The 15,983-nt window shown below is 70.6% G+C and carries 19 protein-coding genes; 2 read left to right on the top strand and 17 right to left on the bottom strand.

The window, feature by feature from the left end; all coding sequences use genetic code 11:
* Positions 1 to 3: 3 nt before the first annotated feature.
* From DEJ46_RS15840 to DEJ46_RS15795, 10 genes are all read right to left on the bottom strand, one after another.
* The gene (locus DEJ46_RS15840) at positions 4 to 645 is read right to left on the bottom strand and encodes a hypothetical protein (RefSeq protein WP_150267052.1); all 642 of its coding nucleotides are present in this window, start codon (positions 643 to 645) and stop codon (positions 4 to 6) included.
* Entirely contained in the window at positions 645 to 1,757 is a 1,113-nt protein-coding gene (locus DEJ46_RS15835; RefSeq protein WP_150267050.1) for a hypothetical protein, read from the bottom strand. Before DEJ46_RS15835 ends, DEJ46_RS15840 begins: the two co-directional genes overlap by 1 nt.
* A 12-nt stretch (positions 1,758 to 1,769) precedes the next feature.
* A complete protein-coding gene (locus tag DEJ46_RS15830) occupies positions 1,770 to 2,906 on the bottom strand; it encodes a hypothetical protein (protein ID WP_150267048.1) in 1,137 nt (378 codons plus the stop codon).
* Positions 2,907 to 2,938: 32 nt separating this feature from the next.
* A complete protein-coding gene (locus DEJ46_RS15825; RefSeq protein ID WP_150267047.1) occupies positions 2,939 to 4,129 on the bottom strand; it encodes a hypothetical protein in 1,191 nt (396 codons plus the stop codon).
* A gap of 70 nt (positions 4,130 to 4,199) precedes the next feature.
* A complete protein-coding gene (locus DEJ46_RS15820) occupies positions 4,200 to 5,387 on the bottom strand; it encodes a hypothetical protein (protein ID WP_150267045.1) in 1,188 nt (395 codons plus the stop codon).
* A 125-nt stretch (positions 5,388 to 5,512) separates the two neighbouring features.
* Positions 5,513 to 6,445, bottom strand: coding sequence for a phage distal tail protein (locus tag DEJ46_RS15815; protein WP_150267043.1), 933 nt, complete (start codon positions 6,443 to 6,445; stop codon positions 5,513 to 5,515).
* A gap of 53 nt (positions 6,446 to 6,498) precedes the next feature.
* The gene (locus DEJ46_RS15810; protein ID WP_150267041.1) at positions 6,499 to 7,761 is read right to left on the bottom strand and encodes a tape-measure protein; all 1,263 of its coding nucleotides are present in this window, start codon (positions 7,759 to 7,761) and stop codon (positions 6,499 to 6,501) included.
* The gene (locus tag DEJ46_RS15805; protein WP_150267039.1) at positions 7,758 to 8,966 is read right to left on the bottom strand and encodes a phage tail protein; all 1,209 of its coding nucleotides are present in this window, start codon (positions 8,964 to 8,966) and stop codon (positions 7,758 to 7,760) included. The genes DEJ46_RS15810 and DEJ46_RS15805 overlap by 4 nt, the downstream gene beginning before the upstream one ends.
* Before the next feature lie 30 nt (positions 8,967 to 8,996).
* Complete coding sequence (locus DEJ46_RS15800) at positions 8,997 to 10,010, bottom strand: hypothetical protein (protein ID WP_150267037.1); 1,014 nt, start codon at positions 10,008 to 10,010, stop codon at positions 8,997 to 8,999.
* A 105-nt stretch (positions 10,011 to 10,115) separates the two neighbouring features.
* A complete protein-coding gene (locus tag DEJ46_RS15795) occupies positions 10,116 to 10,328 on the bottom strand; it encodes a hypothetical protein (protein WP_150267035.1) in 213 nt (70 codons plus the stop codon).
* A gap of 305 nt (positions 10,329 to 10,633) precedes the next feature.
* Between DEJ46_RS15795 and DEJ46_RS15790 the strand changes: the two genes are divergently transcribed.
* Positions 10,634 to 11,434 carry a hypothetical protein gene (locus DEJ46_RS15790; protein ID WP_150267034.1) on the top strand — a complete coding sequence of 267 codons (801 nt, stop codon included), beginning with the start codon at positions 10,634 to 10,636 and terminating at the stop codon, positions 11,432 to 11,434.
* 43 nt (positions 11,435 to 11,477) lie between these two features.
* On the opposite strand, the gene DEJ46_RS15785 is transcribed toward DEJ46_RS15790, so the two are convergent.
* The 4 genes from DEJ46_RS15785 to DEJ46_RS15770 form a co-directional block, all read right to left on the bottom strand.
* Positions 11,478 to 11,783, bottom strand: a complete 306-nt coding sequence (locus DEJ46_RS15785) for a hypothetical protein (protein WP_150267033.1) — start codon at positions 11,781 to 11,783, stop codon at positions 11,478 to 11,480.
* Positions 11,784 to 11,893: 110 nt separating this feature from the next.
* Positions 11,894 to 12,184, bottom strand: coding sequence for a hypothetical protein (locus DEJ46_RS15780; protein WP_017239563.1), 291 nt, complete (start codon positions 12,182 to 12,184; stop codon positions 11,894 to 11,896).
* A gap of 88 nt (positions 12,185 to 12,272) precedes the next feature.
* A complete protein-coding gene (locus tag DEJ46_RS15775) occupies positions 12,273 to 12,884 on the bottom strand; it encodes a phage tail protein (protein ID WP_150267032.1) in 612 nt (203 codons plus the stop codon).
* Positions 12,885 to 13,066: 182 nt separating this feature from the next.
* Positions 13,067 to 13,477 carry a hypothetical protein gene (locus DEJ46_RS15770; RefSeq protein ID WP_150267031.1) on the bottom strand — a complete coding sequence of 137 codons (411 nt, stop codon included), beginning with the start codon at positions 13,475 to 13,477 and terminating at the stop codon, positions 13,067 to 13,069.
* A gap of 269 nt (positions 13,478 to 13,746) precedes the next feature.
* On the opposite strand from DEJ46_RS15770, the gene DEJ46_RS15765 reads away from it, so the two are divergent.
* The gene (locus DEJ46_RS15765) at positions 13,747 to 14,574 is read left to right on the top strand and encodes a hypothetical protein (protein ID WP_150267030.1); all 828 of its coding nucleotides are present in this window, start codon (positions 13,747 to 13,749) and stop codon (positions 14,572 to 14,574) included.
* Between the two features lie 55 nt (positions 14,575 to 14,629).
* Here the strand turns inward: DEJ46_RS15765 and DEJ46_RS15760 are convergent, their stop codons facing one another.
* Genes DEJ46_RS15760 through DEJ46_RS15750 form a run of 3 tightly spaced genes read right to left on the bottom strand, consistent with a single transcriptional unit; the run spans position 14,630 to position 15,940 of the window.
* Positions 14,630 to 14,860 carry a hypothetical protein gene (locus tag DEJ46_RS15760; protein WP_223834645.1) on the bottom strand — a complete coding sequence of 77 codons (231 nt, stop codon included), beginning with the start codon at positions 14,858 to 14,860 and terminating at the stop codon, positions 14,630 to 14,632.
* Positions 14,854 to 15,660: a hypothetical protein gene (locus tag DEJ46_RS15755; RefSeq protein ID WP_411757755.1), complete on the bottom strand. Its 807-nt coding sequence runs from the start codon at positions 15,658 to 15,660 to the stop codon at positions 14,854 to 14,856. The genes DEJ46_RS15760 and DEJ46_RS15755 overlap by 7 nt, the downstream gene beginning before the upstream one ends.
* Positions 15,653 to 15,940 (bottom strand): WhiB family transcriptional regulator, encoded by a 288-nt coding sequence (locus DEJ46_RS15750; protein ID WP_150267029.1) that lies wholly within the window; start codon positions 15,938 to 15,940, stop codon positions 15,653 to 15,655. Before DEJ46_RS15750 ends, DEJ46_RS15755 begins: the two co-directional genes overlap by 8 nt.
* Between the last annotated feature and the right edge of the window lie 43 nt (positions 15,941 to 15,983).

Raw genomic sequence — 15,983 nt, 5'->3', positions numbered from 1 at the left:
GGGTCAGGTCTGCTTGCCGTGCATCAGGACGGGTTGCGCGTAGATGGTGCCGGCGGTGGTGACGATGGCCTGGATGTCGACCGTCAGGTCCCTGCCGAAGTTCATCTGCATGTCGTTGGTGACCGGGCCGCTGTGGTCGAAGGTGGAGCCGGCGGTGATGGTCGAACCGAACTGGACGCCGTTGACCATCACCCGCACCTGGCCGGCCGCACCGCTGGAGACCCTGGTGAGGGCCTTGAGCCGCATGTGGGGCTGCCAGATCGGGTTGACGGACGTGGCGATCGTGGTCCAGGCGGTCGAGGTGGTGGACGCCCAGTTCCCGAGGTTGGCGATGTCCTGCGGAGGCAGCATCGGCAGCCAGGGCCGGGCGAGACCGCCGGTCAGGATGTCGTCCGACAGGATCTCGTGGCCGTAGGCGTCGTTGACCCGCAGCACCGGCTTGGTGCCTCCCGGGCCGCTGGTGTTGATCTGGGCGACGGTGACGGCCGTGTTCGGGTCTTCCGGGTCGGTCTGCCGCTTCATCGTCAGCGAGCCGTTGACGATCTCGGTGAGCGGCGGGCGGGTGTTCACGGCCGTGGACAGGGCCTGGATCCGGCGTTCCATCTGGATCAGCCGGTCGATGATGTCCTCGGGCAGCAGTGCCATCAGGCCTCCTCAAGGGCGAGTTCGGCGGTGTCGGGGCGACCTCGCTCGGCCGGCCGCACCTTGACGCCGACGATGCGGTAGCGGGCGTCGAGACCCGCCGGGTGCCATTCGTCGGTGATGCGGATGCGGGCGGTGCGGCCCAGGAGCGCCGGGGGCACGATCCCGCCGAGCCGGATGGTGATCTCGGGGATCTGGGCCGATCCCGACGCCTCCTCGACAGCGGCCTTGGCCAGCGAGTTCAGCGTGGTCCTGTCGCTGATGTCGTTGTGGTCCGACGAGAGGTCGAGCGGGGGCCAATCGCTGTCGAGCTTGTCCGGCGTCATGAGGTCGGACAGAGTGGGCCGGGACTCGGCGGCGGCGTTGCTGTTGGTCGAGGCGCCGCGGGCCAGGGACACCGTGCCGCCGCGGGTCGCGTCGTCCGAGAAGGCGTACGACAGGATCGTGCCGGGCCGGTCGAAGATCATGTCGGTGGCGCCGGTACGGATCCTGGGCGATCCGAGCCGGAGCTGGCGGACCCGCTTGCCGTCGCTCGGGTCGCGGTAGACCAGGATCTGGTACTCGAAGCCGTTCACCTGGGCGCCGAGCTGGTCGAGCGCCTCCTGGTAGACGGTCTCGTCGCCGTGCCGCCATGAGGCCGTCCGCATGACCCCGGACTTCTCCTCCGAGTCGCCGGGGTCGATGCTGCTGGCGCCCAGGCCGTCCGAGAGCCTCGTCCAGAGGCTGCGGGCGATGTCGAACTGGTCGGTCGGCTGGGTGAAGAGGGTCTTGAACTCGTCCGTACGGATGCGGCGCCGGGTCGCGTACGAGTCGAAGGTGGCGGCCTGGACGCTCAGGGTCAGGACGCCCCGGTCGCTGCCCTGGAGGTTGGTGGTCCAGACGATGCCGCCCCACCACAGGTCCCCGCCGCGCTCCAGGTAGACCGTCGTACGGCCCGGCCGGATCTTGTGGACCCGGTCGGCGATGGCGCGGTTGGGGATCGGGACGGTGCCGGACAGGGAGCCCGCCCGGCCGATGTAGTCGTCGAAAGAGACGTCCCGCAGCGGCAGGATGTCCAGGGTCTGATCGGTGATCAGGTCGCAGAAGATGGCCCGGTAGGGCGTGTCGAGTGCCATGGGAGCGCCCCCTTACAGGACGTAGGTGCCGGCGATGCGCACGGTCCGGCCGGCGACGAGGGAGCCGTTCGCGGACCAGGTGCGCAGGTTGATCTGCCCGTTGGTCCCGATGTAGGCGCCGCCGTTGCCGAACCCGTCGCAGGCGGAGGACTCGAAGTCGATGGCGGGGCGCCATCCGGCGGGCAGCGTGCACAGCGGTTCGTCGACGATGCTGCCGGCGCTGCTGGCGGTGATGTCGGGGCCGTTGCGGGTGACGGTGACGAGGACGGTCGCGATGCCCCGGCTGCGCCGGCCGGAGAAGGCCACGACCGTCCAGCCGGCCAGTGCCGTCGCGCCGCTCGTGGTGGTCTCCACCTCGACCGGCGGCTGGTAGTTGGCCCACGAGGTGCCGTTCCAGCGCTGGAGCGTGCCGTTGTTCTCCCGGAACTGGCCCGGGTAGCTGCCGACCGAGAGCGCCCCTGCGGGGGCGACGCCGCCGATCTCCTTCGGGTAGGCGACCCAGCCGTTGCCGTCCCAGCGCTGGAGGTAGTGCGTGTTGTCGTTGTCCTGGTACTGGCCCGGGTAGGAGCCGGGGACACCGGCGTTGTTGTAGACGGGCAGGATGCCGCCCACACCGACGACTGTGGTGCGCAGGTCGGTCATGGCCCCGCCCGCCCAGTCGATGCCGCCGGTGCCGGCCGAGGCCCCGGCCTTCACCTTGACCGAGAAGAGGACGAGGGAGGCCGCGGGCGCGGCCGGGGGTTCCGGCTGCGCCTTCGGCTGGCCCTTGATGACTTCCAGGGCGGCTTCGCTCCGGGTGAGGCTGTCGAACTCGTCGTCGTACACGCGCAGGACGACGAGGTCGATGCGCGGGTGGAGCGGGTCGCCGTCCCCGAAGGTGAGGACGGTGTCCGCGTCGAGGGTGACGGGGTACGCGCCCTGGGCGTTGGTGCCCTGGACGACGGCCCGCCCGGCGTAGACGGTCGCGGTCATCGGACCGCTGGAGCTCATCCAGAGGCCGCCGACCCGGTACTTGCCGTCGACCGTGCCGGGCAGGATCCCGGAGCGCGAGGCGAGCGGGTTGACCGGGGTGGTGGCGCCGTGGGCGGTGAGGCGGGTGGTGACACGGGTCTGTCCGGTCGGCGCGAGCCAGCCGCTGCGCAGTGCCATGGTGTTCTCCTGTCGGGTGGGTGGATCCGGGACTACGGCAGCGCGTCGACCTTGATGAACGTGTTGTCGAAGCCGGCCTTGAGGTTGGTGGTGTTGGCGATGATCCGGAAGAAGGCCGTGAACGTGTACGTCGCGCCCGCGATCAGGCCCGTGAAGCGGCGCGTGGTCGACGCCGAGATGAGGTGCGGGCTGGCCGCGATCGTCGCGTACTCGTCGTCGAGGTCGCCGACGACCGTGGAGTCCCTGGTCAGCTTGAGCGCCATGAACGCGTAGTGATCGGGGCTGTTCGACTTCATGCGGCAGCCGAAGCTGACGGCGATGGTCCGCGACGGCGGTGCGACGAAGTTGAGCGTGAGCGGGTTCGTGGCGCGCCCCAGGAGCGTCGAGGTCCACGTGGTCGACGTGGTGTCGCCGTAGTCCGTGTTGTCGACGACGTACGGGCCCTGCACGACCGGGACCCACGTGGAACCGTCCCAGCGCTGGAGCTTGCCGGTCGTCGAGTCGCGGTACTGGCCGATGTAGCTCGCCGGAGTGGCGGAGGCGGCGGACGGGAGGATGCCGCCGAGCGCCTGCGGGTACGACACCCAGGCGCCGCCGTCCCAGCGCTGGAGCGCGCCGCCCGCGTCCTGGTACTGGCCCGGGTAGGCACCCGGCAGGACCGGTCCCTCGACCGGGAGGATGCCGCCGAGGGAGACGACCGGGGTGCGCAGGTCCTTGAGCGCGGTGTTCCACGGGATGCCGCCGTTGCCCGCGCTGGCGCCGGCCGGGACGAGCACCTCGTACAGCGGCAGGCAGCGCGCCGGGACGAGCGGGACCTTCGGGTTCTGCTCCGCGGCGCCCTGGATGATCTCGACCTTCGCGGAGTTGGTGGTCGAGGAGTCGTAGAGGCCGTCGTAGATCCTCAGGACGATCAGGTCGATGCGGTTGTACTGGGCGTTGCCCGGCGCGAAGGTGACGACCGTGGAGGCCGGCAGCGTCACCGGGTAGACGCCCTGGGAGATCTCGCCCTGGATGACGGCCCGGCCCTCGGAGACGGTGGCCGACATGGCGGCGGAGCCGAAGGTCCAGAAGCCGGCCATCCGGTACAGGCCGTCGTACGAGCCGGGCAGGACGCCGGAGCGGACCTGGACGGGGTTGGTCATGGTGGTGACGCCGACCTGGGTGAGCCGGGTGTCCTCGCGGGTCTGGCCGATCTCGGTGACCCAGCTGCTGCGCAGGTTCATGGGGTTTCTCCGTTCGAAGAGTCGAGGAGGGGGCGGGGGAGGGGCGGGACGGGGAGACGACCCGGTGCGGTCAGGACCTGATCCACTCGGCCGAGAGGTTGCAGGAGTAGCCGCCGCCGCCGAGGGTCCGGATGGGGGCGCCGGTCGTCTGGTACGCGGAGAGCTGGACCGTGTTGCCGACGGTGAGCTTGATGAGCCCCTGGCCGCCGACGACGACGGGGCCGCCGCCCGCGGGCGTGAGCCAGGTCATCCGGGGGACGCCGACACCTCCGACGACGACCCGGGCACCGCGCATGCCGGTGAAGGAGTCGCTGGTCCAGGCGGCGTGGGCGGAGACGCGCCACCAGCCGGTGCGCGGCACGGTGAAGGTGTTGGTCCCGTTCCAGCCGTTGAAGTCGTCGATGTCGACGGTCTGGAGGGTGACCGGGGTCCATTCGTTCTGCGGGACGGTCTGGTGTGCCGTCTGCGAGGCGCTGAACAGGATCGTCGCCTTGCCCTCGGCGTACTGCCAGGCCGTACCGTCCCAGCGCTGGAGGACTCCGGCGTTGTCGCGGAACTGGCCGGTGTAGGTACCGGTCGTCACCGTGCCGTGCGGGGCGATGCCGCCGATGGGCTTCGGGTACGAGACCCAGGTCGCGCCGTCCCAGCGCTGGAGCAGTCCGGCGACGTCCCGGTACTGGCCGACGTAGGCGCCCTTGAAGCCGCTCGCGGGCATGATGCCGCCGAGGGCGACGACCGGCCAGTGCTGGGTGGTGACCGCGGTGGCCCACGGCACGCCGCCGGTGCCGGCCGAGGTGCCCTTCGGCACGCGCACCGTGTAGAGCGGGATCGTGCTGCCGTTGCCGCTCGCGGGGGCGACGGGGGTGGCCGCGGGCTCGCCCTTGACCAGGCGGACCACGGCCTCGGTTGTGCCGCCCTGGTCGTAGCCGGCGTCCACGACGGCCAGCTCGATCAGGTCGATCCGGTCGTGCTGCGGGTCGCCGTCCCCGTGCGTGAAGCTCTCCGGGGCGGTGACGGCGACGAGGTAGGCGCCCTGGGCGGTGTCCTTGCCCTGGATGATCGCGCGGCCGGTGCCGATGGTGCACTGCATGGGGTTGTTGCCGGTCAGGACGAAGCCGCCGGGCACGATGCCCGACCGCGAGCGCAGCGGGGTCTCCTCGGCGCTCTGGCCGCTGGGGGTGAGCAGGGCCGCGAGGGTCAGACGGGTGTCCTCGCGGGTCTGGCCGGTGGTGTGGAGCCAAGCGGCACGTACGGTCATGGGGTCACCTCTCCGAAAGGGTCGGGACGGTCGGGGTGGAGGAACGGCTCGGGGCCGTGCGGTGCCCACGCGGTGGCGTGGGCACCGCACGGCGGTCGCCTTCGGGGTTCACGCGGAGGGGGCGGTCACCATTCGGCGCTGCGCCAGCGCACCGTCATCAGCGACTGCTCGGTGCCCTCTTCGGGCCGGAACGACAGGTCGGTGCGGCCGGGCTCCAGCACGAACAGCTCCTCCGGGGTGGAGTCGGCCATCGCGGTGTGCAGGCGGGAGGCCGAGTTGTTGAGCATGACCGTGCCCGCGCGCGTGTCGACGGTGAGCTCGTCGCCGGCGGCCAGGTCGATCGCGTACCGCAGGCGGCGCCTGGTGACCCGCTCGGTGACGGTCGGCATGGAGCACGGGCCGCGGAAGACGATCACCGGGTGGGCCGGGGCCGAACCGGTGTTCTCGGCGACGGCGTCACCGGTGCTCTTCGCCTTGCCCCAGTCGAGCGGCCACTTCAGCCCGTCCGGCAGCCAGCTCAGACCGGACTCGGGCTGCGGGGGAGTGGTCGTGGCGATCTGCTCGTTGACGGCGTACCGGCGCGGGTCGGAGGCCAGCCACTGGATCGACATGCGTGAGCTGCCCTGCGTGGCGAAGCCCTGGTCGGCGGGGACGACGCGCTGCGCGATCCGGGCGCGGACGGTGAGCAGTTCGCCGTGCAGCCGCACGGTGAGCCACCGCTCCTCGTCGAGGAGGGCCAGGGCCTGCCGCAGCGCGCGGAGGGCACTGGCCGTGCCGCCGTACTCCGGCATCAGCACGATCGTGCCGCCGACCTTGCGCGGCTTGGCGAAGCGGGAGCCGGGCCAGGCGCCGTGGGAGGTCGGCCGGTCGGCGTCGGAGGAGTCGTACTCGGGCAGGTCCTCCCAGCCCGACAGGCCGGACTTGTCGACGTTGAACGGCGTGCCGGGCCCGATGAGGAGCCCGGCCCACTGCATCTGCCCGTCCTGGGTGATGAGCGAGCCGGGCGCGAGGTCGGCGGTGTAGGAGTTTTCGGCGTACGGGGTCGTGGTCTCGGCCATGGGGCCGTCACCTCACTTGGGATGGGGTCGGCGGTGGGCGTCAGCGGTGGGCGTCAGCGGGTGGCGGTCGCGAGGAAGAGCAGGTCCTCGGCGGTCGACCGGGGGCCGGCGCCGGGCTCCTCGTGGAAGTCCCGGATGCGGCGGGGCTGCGGGAGCGGCTCCGTGAGGGCCGGGACTCGACGGTTCTCCAGCTGGGAGAGCGAGTCGATGCGGTAGTCCTCGGCGCTGCCGGGGGAGACGATGCCGCCCTCGGCGAGCATCGGGAGCTTGTCGAGCTCGACGCCGAACTTCTTGTCGGTGAGGGGGATTTCGAAGCTCAGCTTGTTGAGCCCGTCGATGATCCAGTTGACGAAGGCGATGAGGCCGTTGATCGGCCCCTTGACGACGCCGATGACGGCGCTCAGAGCGCCCTTGATCAGGTCGCCGATGCCACCCAGGGCCTTGCTCACCGCGTCCTTGGCGGTCCGGAAGAAGCCGGGGATCTTGTCGGTGATCCAGTCGACGACCGGCCGTACGGCGCTCTTGATGCCGCCGATGGTGCGGGAGGCGATGCCGCTCAGCGCGTTCCAGGCGGAACGGACGGCGGAACCGAGCCTGGAGATCCCGCCGATGGCCGATCCGACGACCTTGAGGCCCGTCTTGAAGACGGTCAGGTACGCCTTGAAGTAGGTGCCCACGGCCTGGCCGAGGAGCTTCATGAACGGCTGGATGAACTTCCAGACCGCCTGGAAGCCCTTCAGCGCCTGCTGGAAGACCTGCTTCATGATCCGCTGGCCGGTCTCGGAGTTGAGGGCCAGTTCGATGAGGTACGCCGCGATGGGCACGATCAGGCCGATGACGAAGCCGATGGGGTTGGCCCGCATGGCGACGTTGATGCCTGTCATGGCGATGGAGGCGATGGTCATGACGGTGCCGTAGGTGCCCATGAGGCCGGAGATGACGTCCGTGATGGGCAGCAGCGGCAGGAGGATGCCGAGGACCACGCCGGCGCCGGTGCCGATCTTCCCGGCGGCGGTACGGGCCTTTCCGGCGGCGGTGCCGATCCGCTTCACGCCGGCGGGGGCGGTGGACCGGCGGATCCTGGTCAGCGCGGTGGCGGCGCCGGAGGCGTTCTGGCCGAGGGCGCGCAGGGTGGTTCCGGCGTTACGGGTGGCGGTGGCGAAGCCGCCGATGCCGCCCGCCGCCTGCCGGACGTTGCCCGAGAACCGCCGCAGCGAGCCGCCCGCGTCGCCGAGTCCCCGCCTCAGAGCGGTGATCCTCGGTGCGACGCCCCGGAAGGGGTTCGGCATGGGGCCGCCGATGGCCACGGCACTCATGCGCGGGCTCCACGCGCCTTCACGAGGTACATGAGCGCGTCGGCGGTCGCGTGCGGGTCACTGTTCCGGGCGGCGTGGTAGTGCTCGATGTGCAGCCCGGGGCCGGCGGACCCGCCCTGGTTGCCCGGGGACATGCGGGCGCGCCGTGCGGTCTGGGCGAGCAGCCGGTCCAGCTTGGAGAGCGGGAGGACGGCCTCGGCCTCGCCGGCCTCGGCGAGGATCGCCGGGACACCGCCGGTGCGGGGCATGACGACACCACCGGTGGCGAGCATCGGGATGTTCGGGATGTTGACGCCGAAGGTCTTGCCGCCGACGACCGGAACCCAGCCGGGGACACTGACCTTCACGCGGTTGAGGCTGCTGATCATCGAGTTGATCAGGCCGATGACGGCGTTGATCGGGCCCTTCACACCGCTCTTGATGCCGTCGAACGCCCGGGACGCGATGTCCTTGAGGCCGTTCCACACGGACGACATCTTGTCCTTGACGGCGGTGAACGCCTTCGGGATCGCCGACTTGATCCAGTCGACGACCGGCACGATGACGGCCTTGATGCCCTTCCAGACCGCGCTGACGACCGACTTGATCGCGTTCATCACCGTGGTGATGACCGTCTTCCAGATCTTCACGTAGGTCTTGATGACGGTCGCGACGGCCTTGACGACGGTGGAGACGGCCTTCTTGATGCCGGTCCAGACCGTCTTGATCAGGGCGCCGGCCTTCTTCATGATCGGCCCGATGGCCTTCATGACGGAGCTGATGACGCTCTTGACGGCGCTGAACGCCTTCTTCATGACGGTCTGCATCGTCTTCGAGCGCAGCGCCATCTCGACGATCGTCTCGATGAGCGGCATGAAGAGTTCGAGCAGACGGACCAGGAAGTTGCCCTTCATGGACCGGTTGAGCTTGTCCTGGCCCTTGGCGGCCTTGCCGGCGCCCTGTTCGTACCGGCCGAGCTTTCCGCCGGCCGACTGGGCGGTGTCGCCGGCCTTCTTCATGGCGCGCTCGGCCTGCTCCGAGGCGGTCTTCAGGTTCTTGAGCTGGGTGGTGGAGCCCTGGGCGTTGGTACGGAGCGTCTTGAGCTGACCGGACGCCGACTTTCCGGCGTCACCGATCTTCTTGACCGAGGTGCCCGCGCCCGAGGCCTGCGTCTTGATGGCGCGCAGGGAGTCGGACGCCTTCTTGAGGGAACTGACGAGAGACATGGAAGAACCTCCTTTCGAGGTGTGGTGGGGTCAGCTGCGGGCGATGACCGCTTCGGCCTGCGAGGCCGCGGCCTTGAGTTCGTCGAACGCCTGCTTCACGGCGTCCCCTGCCTTGGCGAGCCGCTCGGCCTCCGTCGCGGCGCTCGCGAGGCCACGGGCCTTGGGCAGCTTCTTCGGGTCGAACGTGTCCTGGGCCGCGCCGAGCTTGCCGATGGCCGTGGCGAGCGTCTCGATGTCCGTCGGCTTCGCGTCGTCGGTCGCCTTGGTGACCGCCTGGACGCCCTTGGCCAGCTTTTCGAGCTGAGCCTTGCTCTTCATCTTGCCGATGGCTTTGTTGAAGTTGATGATGCGCCGGTTGAGCTGGCCGAGCGCTTCCTTCAGGGGTTCCAGTTCCGCCGGGTTCCGGGGTTCGACCTGGGTGACCCCGAGGGCGGCGTCCTCCCGAGTCCTGATCTGCTGTCTGGTCAGGCGCTGGAAGCCGTCCTGGCGCTCATTGAGGGTGACGACCCTGCGGCCAGGCAGCACCCAGGACTGGACCATCCGGAAGAGTTCGAGCATCCACTTCGAGAAGACGATGACCAGGCCGCCGATGGCCAGCGGGGCGAGGATGCCCGCGATGGCGAGCCCGAGGTAACTCCACTTCTCCTCGTTGTTCTCGTGGAACTTCTCGACCGCGGCGCCGAGCCCGTCGAGACCGGCCGCCTCGATCAGCTCGGACGACAGCTCCTTCTTGAGCTCCTGGTGCATCTCGTCGAACTTCGTGATGAAGTTCGACGGCAGGTGGCGCTCGGTGAGGACCCTCGGTTCCGCCTCGATGAGGGAGGCCTTGAACTTGGAGATCGCCACGATGGGGTCTTCGGGGACGGGCTTCCCCTCCTTCCGCAGCTTCTCCTCTTCCTCCCTCTTCTTCTTGTCGGCCTCCTTCCTCTCCTCCTCGGTCATCTTCTGCATGTCGACGTTCTTGACGTTGACCGTGGCGTTCTCGAGGTCGCCCTTCAGTGCGACGACCTTGTCGAGAATCTCTTTGATCATCGGGTCTGTCATGGGTTGCTCCGCTTCCGGCCTCTGAAGGCCAAGCGCCGAAAAGCCCCCGCCGAAAGGAAGTCGGCAGGGGCTCGTTCGTCTGGGGCAGCGGGCAGCGGGCGGCGGCTAGGCGTCCTCGTCCCGGCGGGAGTTGCGGCGCGTCGTCGCGAGGGCGTCGTTCCAGCCCGCCGCGTACGCGACGGTCTCGCGGCGGGAGACCTCGGCGTACAGCGTGCCGAGCAACGCTCTCCTGTCGAGAGCCGTGGGTCCGTCGAGGAGCTGGCGGAGGCGGTCCTGGAGCGGGATGTGCGGTCGCGATGCCTCGGCCTGCTGAGTCATGGACGCCTGCCTTCCGGTTGCTTGCCCGTGCGTGTGTGGCGGCGCCGCGGAGTCGAGGAGCGGGGGCACCACGTGTTCGAACTTCTGTGCGAACAGAGTGTGGAACATCTGTTCGATGTTTGTCGAGCGGGAAAGCTCGACGGCGTGTCGTCCGGCCGGCCCCCCGAACAGGCCGGTGGTCGAATCAGAGCTTCTGTTCGACCGGGTAACCTGGAGGATGCGTTCCTCGGGCCTGACCACTTCGGGGGGCGAGGGGCGCGAGGGGCGCGCGGGGACCCCAGGGGGCTGGAAGGCAGTACTGACGCATGGACACGGAGCCGGGTGCGAGCCGGCGGGAGCAAGTCGTCGACTGGCTTGCGAACCACCCCGATCTGCCCCACCTCTTCGCACATCTTTCCGAGCTCGTGCACGTCCATGGGTACGCCCCCGAGGATCTCGTCGTGATTCCCCGGAGCGAGATGGACCGTCGCGAGACGACCGCCTTCACCTCCGGCTGGGCCGAGGCCGTGTCGGACGAACTCCCGCGCATACGCCGGGAGTACGAGAGGCGTGTGGCGGACGCCTACGCCCAGGGGCAGGGTGACGCGCGGGGAATCCGCCGCCCCCAGCGCCGTACGGACGTGAGCCAGGAGGGCGCCCGGGTCATCGCGCTGCCCTTCGCCCGTCTCCTGGAACCGCCGGCCGCCGTCGTCGAGGCCGAGGGCCGGGTCCGCCGGGAGCGCGAACTGTTCGAACAGCGAGCCGAGTCGAAGCCCGAGCCCGCCACTCCCTCGCTCGTCCCGGATCCCGAACCCGAGCCCGAGCACCAGAAGGAGTCGGGGCCGGAGTCCGAGCCGGACGTCCTCGTCACCGCCCAGGAGAGCCGTTCCCGCAGGAACGCCCAGCCTGTTCGGAAGGTCGTCCGTGGCAAGGGCGGACGCCCGATCGTCCCGCCGCTGGCAGGCGTGCCCGTACAGGCGACGACCGGCGGCGAGCGCCGGGCCGCCGAGTCCACCGGAGCGGAGACGCGTGGGGGCAAGCGTCGACTCTCCGAACGGGCCCGCGCACTGGAGGAGGAAATGACCTCCGAACGAGCACAGGAAGCGCCCCCGGAGTCCGCTCCCTGACGGGAACGGACTCCGGGGGCAGCGGGCGCGTGACGTTTCGGCTTCAGCCGAAGAACCGGGCGAGCCCTTCGGGGGAGATCGCGGGGGTCTCCGCCTCGGGGGACCGCTCGTCCTGTCCTGCGGTCTCCTCGTCCTCGTCCTTGGTGCCCGGGCGGGGTACGGGCTTCGGCGGATCCGGCTGGTCGCTGTCCTCGGATCCGTTGACGCACTGGAACATCCAGTTCGACACGGCCAGATGGTCCACCGTCGCCGCGAGGAGGTGGTCGGTGACCGACCACTCGGCGGCCTCGCCGTTGAGCTCGCGCTGGAGGGCGCAGTCCCGCGGCAGGTGCTTGATCAGCGCGAGCACCCGCCTGCTGGAGAGCTCCTCGCGATGCCAGTCGAGGATGTCGACCCCGTAGTAGCGGAGGAAGTCCGCCTCAAGGGCCTCGGCGTGTTCGTCAATGAACTCGACGAGGCTCAGTCTTCCCCCAGGCCGAGCCCGGTCTCCTTGCCGTAGGCCTCCAGGATGGCGGCGATGTCCTGCATGGTGATGTCGTGCTGCTCGAAGCGGTTGAACTGCTCCTCACCCATCAGGAGTGCGAGCAGGCCGTCCACGTCGTTGTCGTCGAGCTTGCGCAGCCCCTTGGCGGTGGCGCGGCTCAGCTCCGTCGGAAGGGTGTAGGTCTCGCCGTCCAGCTCGAAGGACCACTTGCGGCCGTGGGCCTCCTGGCGCTGGGCGCGGGCGGCGTTGACGTCGAAACGGGCCATGGGATGCGTACTCCTTGGTCAGGTGAAGAGAAGAGGAGAGGGGTGGGGCGGGACGGCGGTCGGCCGTCCCGCCCCGGGGGGAGAAGGATCAGGCGGTCGCGGAGTACTGGCTGTCCTTCATGAGGAAGGTCGCCAGCGGCTTGCCGTCGCCCTTCGACATGGCGGAGAAGGTGATACCGAGCTGGGAGGCCGCCTTGCGGGCCAGCTTGATGTCGTCGGAGGCGGTGACCTGGCCACGCGGGATGATGAAGCGGTACGTGACCGCGGTCGTGCCACCGGCCTTCACGTCGGTGAACTCCAGGCCGAGGGCGCGCACGTCGGCGAACGGGCGCTCGGCGATCTCGTAGCGGTAGGTGTCCACCGCCGGGGTCGGCTCGGCCTTGACCTCGCCGCCGCCCATGAAGAAGGGCAGCGTCAGCTCGTTGAACTGGAGCATCGAGAACTTCAGCGAGAGGTCACGGGCCGAGTAGATGTAGTGGACCGGGGAGACCGACTGCCACGAGTCGATGGCCTCCAGCTTGTCCTTCTTCGAGAAGGTGACGCCGTCGCCGGTCGTGAAGCCCAGGTCCTTCCAGCCCGCGCCGGTCCAGTCGGCGGCGGCGTCGGTGCCGAAGGTGGCCGGGGCGGCGGTGCCGGCGTCGGCCACGTAGAGCTTGCCGGTACCTGCGACGCGGATCTCGGCAGAGTTGTTTCCAGCCATGGTGGTGTTTCTCCTTGTGTGGTGAGGGCTGACCGCCCCGGACATGGGATTCCGGGTACGGCAAAGGCCCCGCCGGACGGCGAGGCCTGGTCTGTGGGGTGAGCGTCCGTCAGGGAGCCGGACCGGCTCGGGGGACGCTCAAGGGGGCCGAGCGGCGGGAAGACGCTCGACCGGGAGAGCGACTAGAAGACGCTCAGGGAGAGGCGGATCACGCAGAGGTAGCGGTTCGCGCCCCGGTAGAGGTAGTCGGGCAACCAGCGCGGCCCGTCCTGCTCCTCGACGTCGTGCACGACGTTGTTGGCGCCGATCTGCTTGCCGATCGTGGCGAGCAGGCACCGCCGGGCCGCGTTGGCGAGGACGTGGGCGGCGGTCTTGCTCGGCCCGTACACCTCGAACTCGATCAGCGGCATGTCGACGTGCTGGTCGCCGATCCAGGCGCCGCCGCGGCGGTTCACCAGGACGGCGCTCGTCGTGCCGTCGAAGCCGGCCGGCGCGTTGACCGCGATCGTGGCGCCGGCGAGGGCGGGGTCGGCCTTGAGGACGTCGACGACCAGCTTCTCGACGTCCGGGAAAGCACTCGGGGGAGTGGTCATGACGGTTCTCCTCGGTGGAGGGGAGGGATGGCGGGACGGGGTGCCGCCCGGGGCGCTCCGGCGGGAGGGGGGCGGGGCGCGGCAGCGCGCCCGGACGGCGGACGGCGGAGCCGCGTCCCGTCCTGCGGGCGCAGCTCCGCCGCTGCACCAACTGTGACAGTGATCGTGCGCGCACGCAACTAGAACGGGGGGTGGATGTGCCGGGGCCGTGCTGGGCCCGTGGGAAAGCCCCTCGATAGGTTGTCTCGACCCGACCGAGGGAGCCGCCCGTGCCCGCCACCCGCCCCCGCCTGCTCTACGTCACCGACCTGGCCTACCCGGCCAAGGGCCGGCGCTACGGCGACGAGGACATCCACCTCACCGCCCGGCTGCGCGCCGACTTCGACCTCGCCCTCTGCCACCCGCTCGACGCCGCCGCCCTCATGGAGGGCTTCGACGCCGTCGTCGTCCGCAACAGCGGCCCGGTCCTCGCGTACGAGAAGGAGTACGAGGCCTTCCGCGAGCGCGCCCTGACCCTCGGCACCCGCGTCTACAACCCGCTCCACGGGCGCGGCGACATGGCCGGCAAGCAGTACCTGCTCGACCTCACCGCCGCCGGGTACCCCGTCATCCCCACCGCCGACCGCCCCGAGGACCTCCACCGGCTGCCCGACGCCACGGAGTACGCGGTCAAGCCCAGGGCCGGCGCGGACTCCATAGGACTGCGCTTCGTGGCCCGCGAGGAGCTCGCCGCCCTCCCGTACGGCGACCTCCTCGTCCAGCCGCGCGTCCACTTCCGGTACGAGGTCTCCTTCTACTTCGTCGACGACCTCTTCCAGTACGCCCTGTACGCCCCCGACCCCGAGCGCCGCTGGGTTCTGGAGCCGTACGAACCGACCGCCGAGGACCTCGCCTTCGCCCGCCGCTTCATCGAGTGGAACACCCTCGACCACGGCATCCAGCGGGTCGACGCCTGCCGCACCCCTGAGGGCGGACTCCTCCTCGTCGAGCTGGAGGACCTCAACCCGTACCTCTCCCTCGACCGCGTCGCCGAGCCGGTGCGCGAGCGCTTCGCCGACACCCTGGTCCGCTCGCTCGGCGACTTCCTGAGGGCATGACGAAGCGCCCCGATTCCGGAAGGATCCGGAATCGGGGCGCTTCGGTGACGGACGATCAGGCGGTACGCGTACGGCGGCGGGCCAGCCGCTCCGCCGCGAAGACGTCCTCCAGGCGGAAGAGCTGGGCGCGGCCCGCCTTGCCCGCGGCCCGCAGGTGTCCCAGCTGGACCCACTTGCGGATCGTCGCGGGGGCGACCCCGGCCTCCTCGGCGGCGAGCGGCCCCGGGATCAGCGCGGGCAGGGCCGGCAGCGCCGGCAGTGCGGGCATCGCGGGCGAGCTCAGCATGAGGTCTCCTTCGTGTCGTCCATCGCCACTTCGATCTCCTCGGTGGGCGTCCCCGAGGCCTCCGTCAGTTCCGCCCACGCGCCCTCCGGCCACAGGTGCCGGTAGGCGGGGTCGTCCTGGCAGCCGCAGGCCGCGTCCGTGCACACGCACGCCGGGTTCACGCAGAGCACCGCCCGCCGGTCGGGGAAGGCCCGCAGTGACACCGAGTCGCACCAGGGGCAGCGCCCCGAGACGCGGACGATCGTCTCCGCGTCGCCCAGCGTCCGCGCGCACCGGCGGGCCATCCGCCGGATCTCGTCCCGGACGTGCCGGGCGAGGACCGGGTGGCCGGCGACGGCGTCGAGCAGTCCGACGATCCGCCGCAGCCGCTCGATCACCCCGGCGCGGCGCGGCCTCGGCAGGGCGAGCCGGGCGCAGACCGCCTCCTCCAGCTCCACCACACCGTCGGTGATGTCCCGGATGGCGTCGGAGATGTGGAGCCGGATGGGGGCGGCGCCGTGCCCGGGGACGGAGAGGCCGTGCCGCTGTTCGAGGAGCAGCGCCTCGCGCCGCTCCTCGCGGATCAGCTCGTCGCGGCCGGGATGCGGGGCGGTGGGGGCGGTCCCGGCGGGGGAGCGGCGGCCGGGCGCCAGCTCCTCGGAGAGCTCGGGGAACTGCCGTACGAGGGAGGCGGTCCAGAGGGTGATGTCCCGCAGTACGAGCTCGACGGTGCGGTCCGAGCGGTCGGCGTGCTCGGCGGCGGTGCGGTACGTACTGTCTGCGGGGTCCGTGCGGTCCGCGCGGTCGGTGAGGTCAGCCACGGCGGCGGCCCCCCGCCTTCGCGACGGCCTTCTCGACGGCCTTCGCGACGCGCTCCACGTCCGCGGCGCGGCCGTTGCGCCACAGGCGGCCCGCGCAGACGCCGTCGAAGTAGCTCTCGGCCGGGGCCACGGCCGCCTCGCACTCGCGGCGGACGGGACAGTCGGCGCAGGCGCGCAGTGCCGGGGCGGCGTCCTTGGGCCGACGGGCGAAGACGACGGACGGGGAGAGGCCGGCGCACGCGGCGGAGGCCTGCCAGGGGGACGGGTCGGTCGGGAACAAGAGGGTTCTCCACGGTCCGGGGCCACCGGGGCGTCCATGGGGC

It is taken from the genome of Streptomyces venezuelae (assembly GCF_008642375.1).
Classification (GTDB): Bacteria; Actinomycetota; Actinomycetes; order Streptomycetales; family Streptomycetaceae; genus Streptomyces; species Streptomyces venezuelae_G.
This window is presented reverse-complemented; position numbering and strand designations above follow the sequence as displayed.

Excerpts from the sequence above, each read along its gene's own strand:
- DEJ46_RS15835 (WP_150267050.1), bottom strand. The coding sequence starts at position 1,757 with ATGGCACTCGACACGCCCTACCGGGCCATCTTCTGCGACCTGATCACC.
- DEJ46_RS15805 (WP_150267039.1), bottom strand. The coding sequence starts at position 8,966 with ATGTCTCTCGTCAGTTCCCTCAAGAAGGCGTCCGACTCCCTGCGCGCC.
- DEJ46_RS15815 (WP_150267043.1), bottom strand. The coding sequence starts at position 6,445 with ATGGCCGAGACCACGACCCCGTACGCCGAAAACTCCTACACCGCCGAC.
- DEJ46_RS15790 (WP_150267034.1), top strand. The coding sequence starts at position 10,634 with ATGGACACGGAGCCGGGTGCGAGCCGGCGGGAGCAAGTCGTCGACTGG.
- DEJ46_RS15775 (WP_150267032.1), bottom strand. The coding sequence starts at position 12,884 with ATGGCTGGAAACAACTCTGCCGAGATCCGCGTCGCAGGTACCGGCAAG.
- DEJ46_RS15795 (WP_150267035.1), bottom strand. The coding sequence starts at position 10,328 with ATGACTCAGCAGGCCGAGGCATCGCGACCGCACATCCCGCTCCAGGAC.
- DEJ46_RS15760 (WP_223834645.1), bottom strand. The coding sequence starts at position 14,860 with ATGCTGAGCTCGCCCGCGATGCCCGCACTGCCGGCGCTGCCGGCCCTG.
- DEJ46_RS15830 (WP_150267048.1), bottom strand. The coding sequence starts at position 2,906 with ATGGCACTGCGCAGCGGCTGGCTCGCGCCGACCGGACAGACCCGTGTC.
- DEJ46_RS15780 (WP_017239563.1), bottom strand. The coding sequence starts at position 12,184 with ATGGCCCGTTTCGACGTCAACGCCGCCCGCGCCCAGCGCCAGGAGGCC.
- DEJ46_RS15810 (WP_150267041.1), bottom strand. The coding sequence starts at position 7,761 with ATGAGTGCCGTGGCCATCGGCGGCCCCATGCCGAACCCCTTCCGGGGC.
- DEJ46_RS15825 (WP_150267047.1), bottom strand. The coding sequence starts at position 4,129 with ATGAACCTGCGCAGCAGCTGGGTCACCGAGATCGGCCAGACCCGCGAG.
- DEJ46_RS15770 (WP_150267031.1), bottom strand. The coding sequence starts at position 13,477 with ATGACCACTCCCCCGAGTGCTTTCCCGGACGTCGAGAAGCTGGTCGTC.
- DEJ46_RS15840 (WP_150267052.1), bottom strand. The coding sequence starts at position 645 with ATGGCACTGCTGCCCGAGGACATCATCGACCGGCTGATCCAGATGGAA.
- DEJ46_RS15800 (WP_150267037.1), bottom strand. The coding sequence starts at position 10,010 with ATGACAGACCCGATGATCAAAGAGATTCTCGACAAGGTCGTCGCACTG.
- DEJ46_RS15820 (WP_150267045.1), bottom strand. The coding sequence starts at position 5,387 with ATGACCGTACGTGCCGCTTGGCTCCACACCACCGGCCAGACCCGCGAG.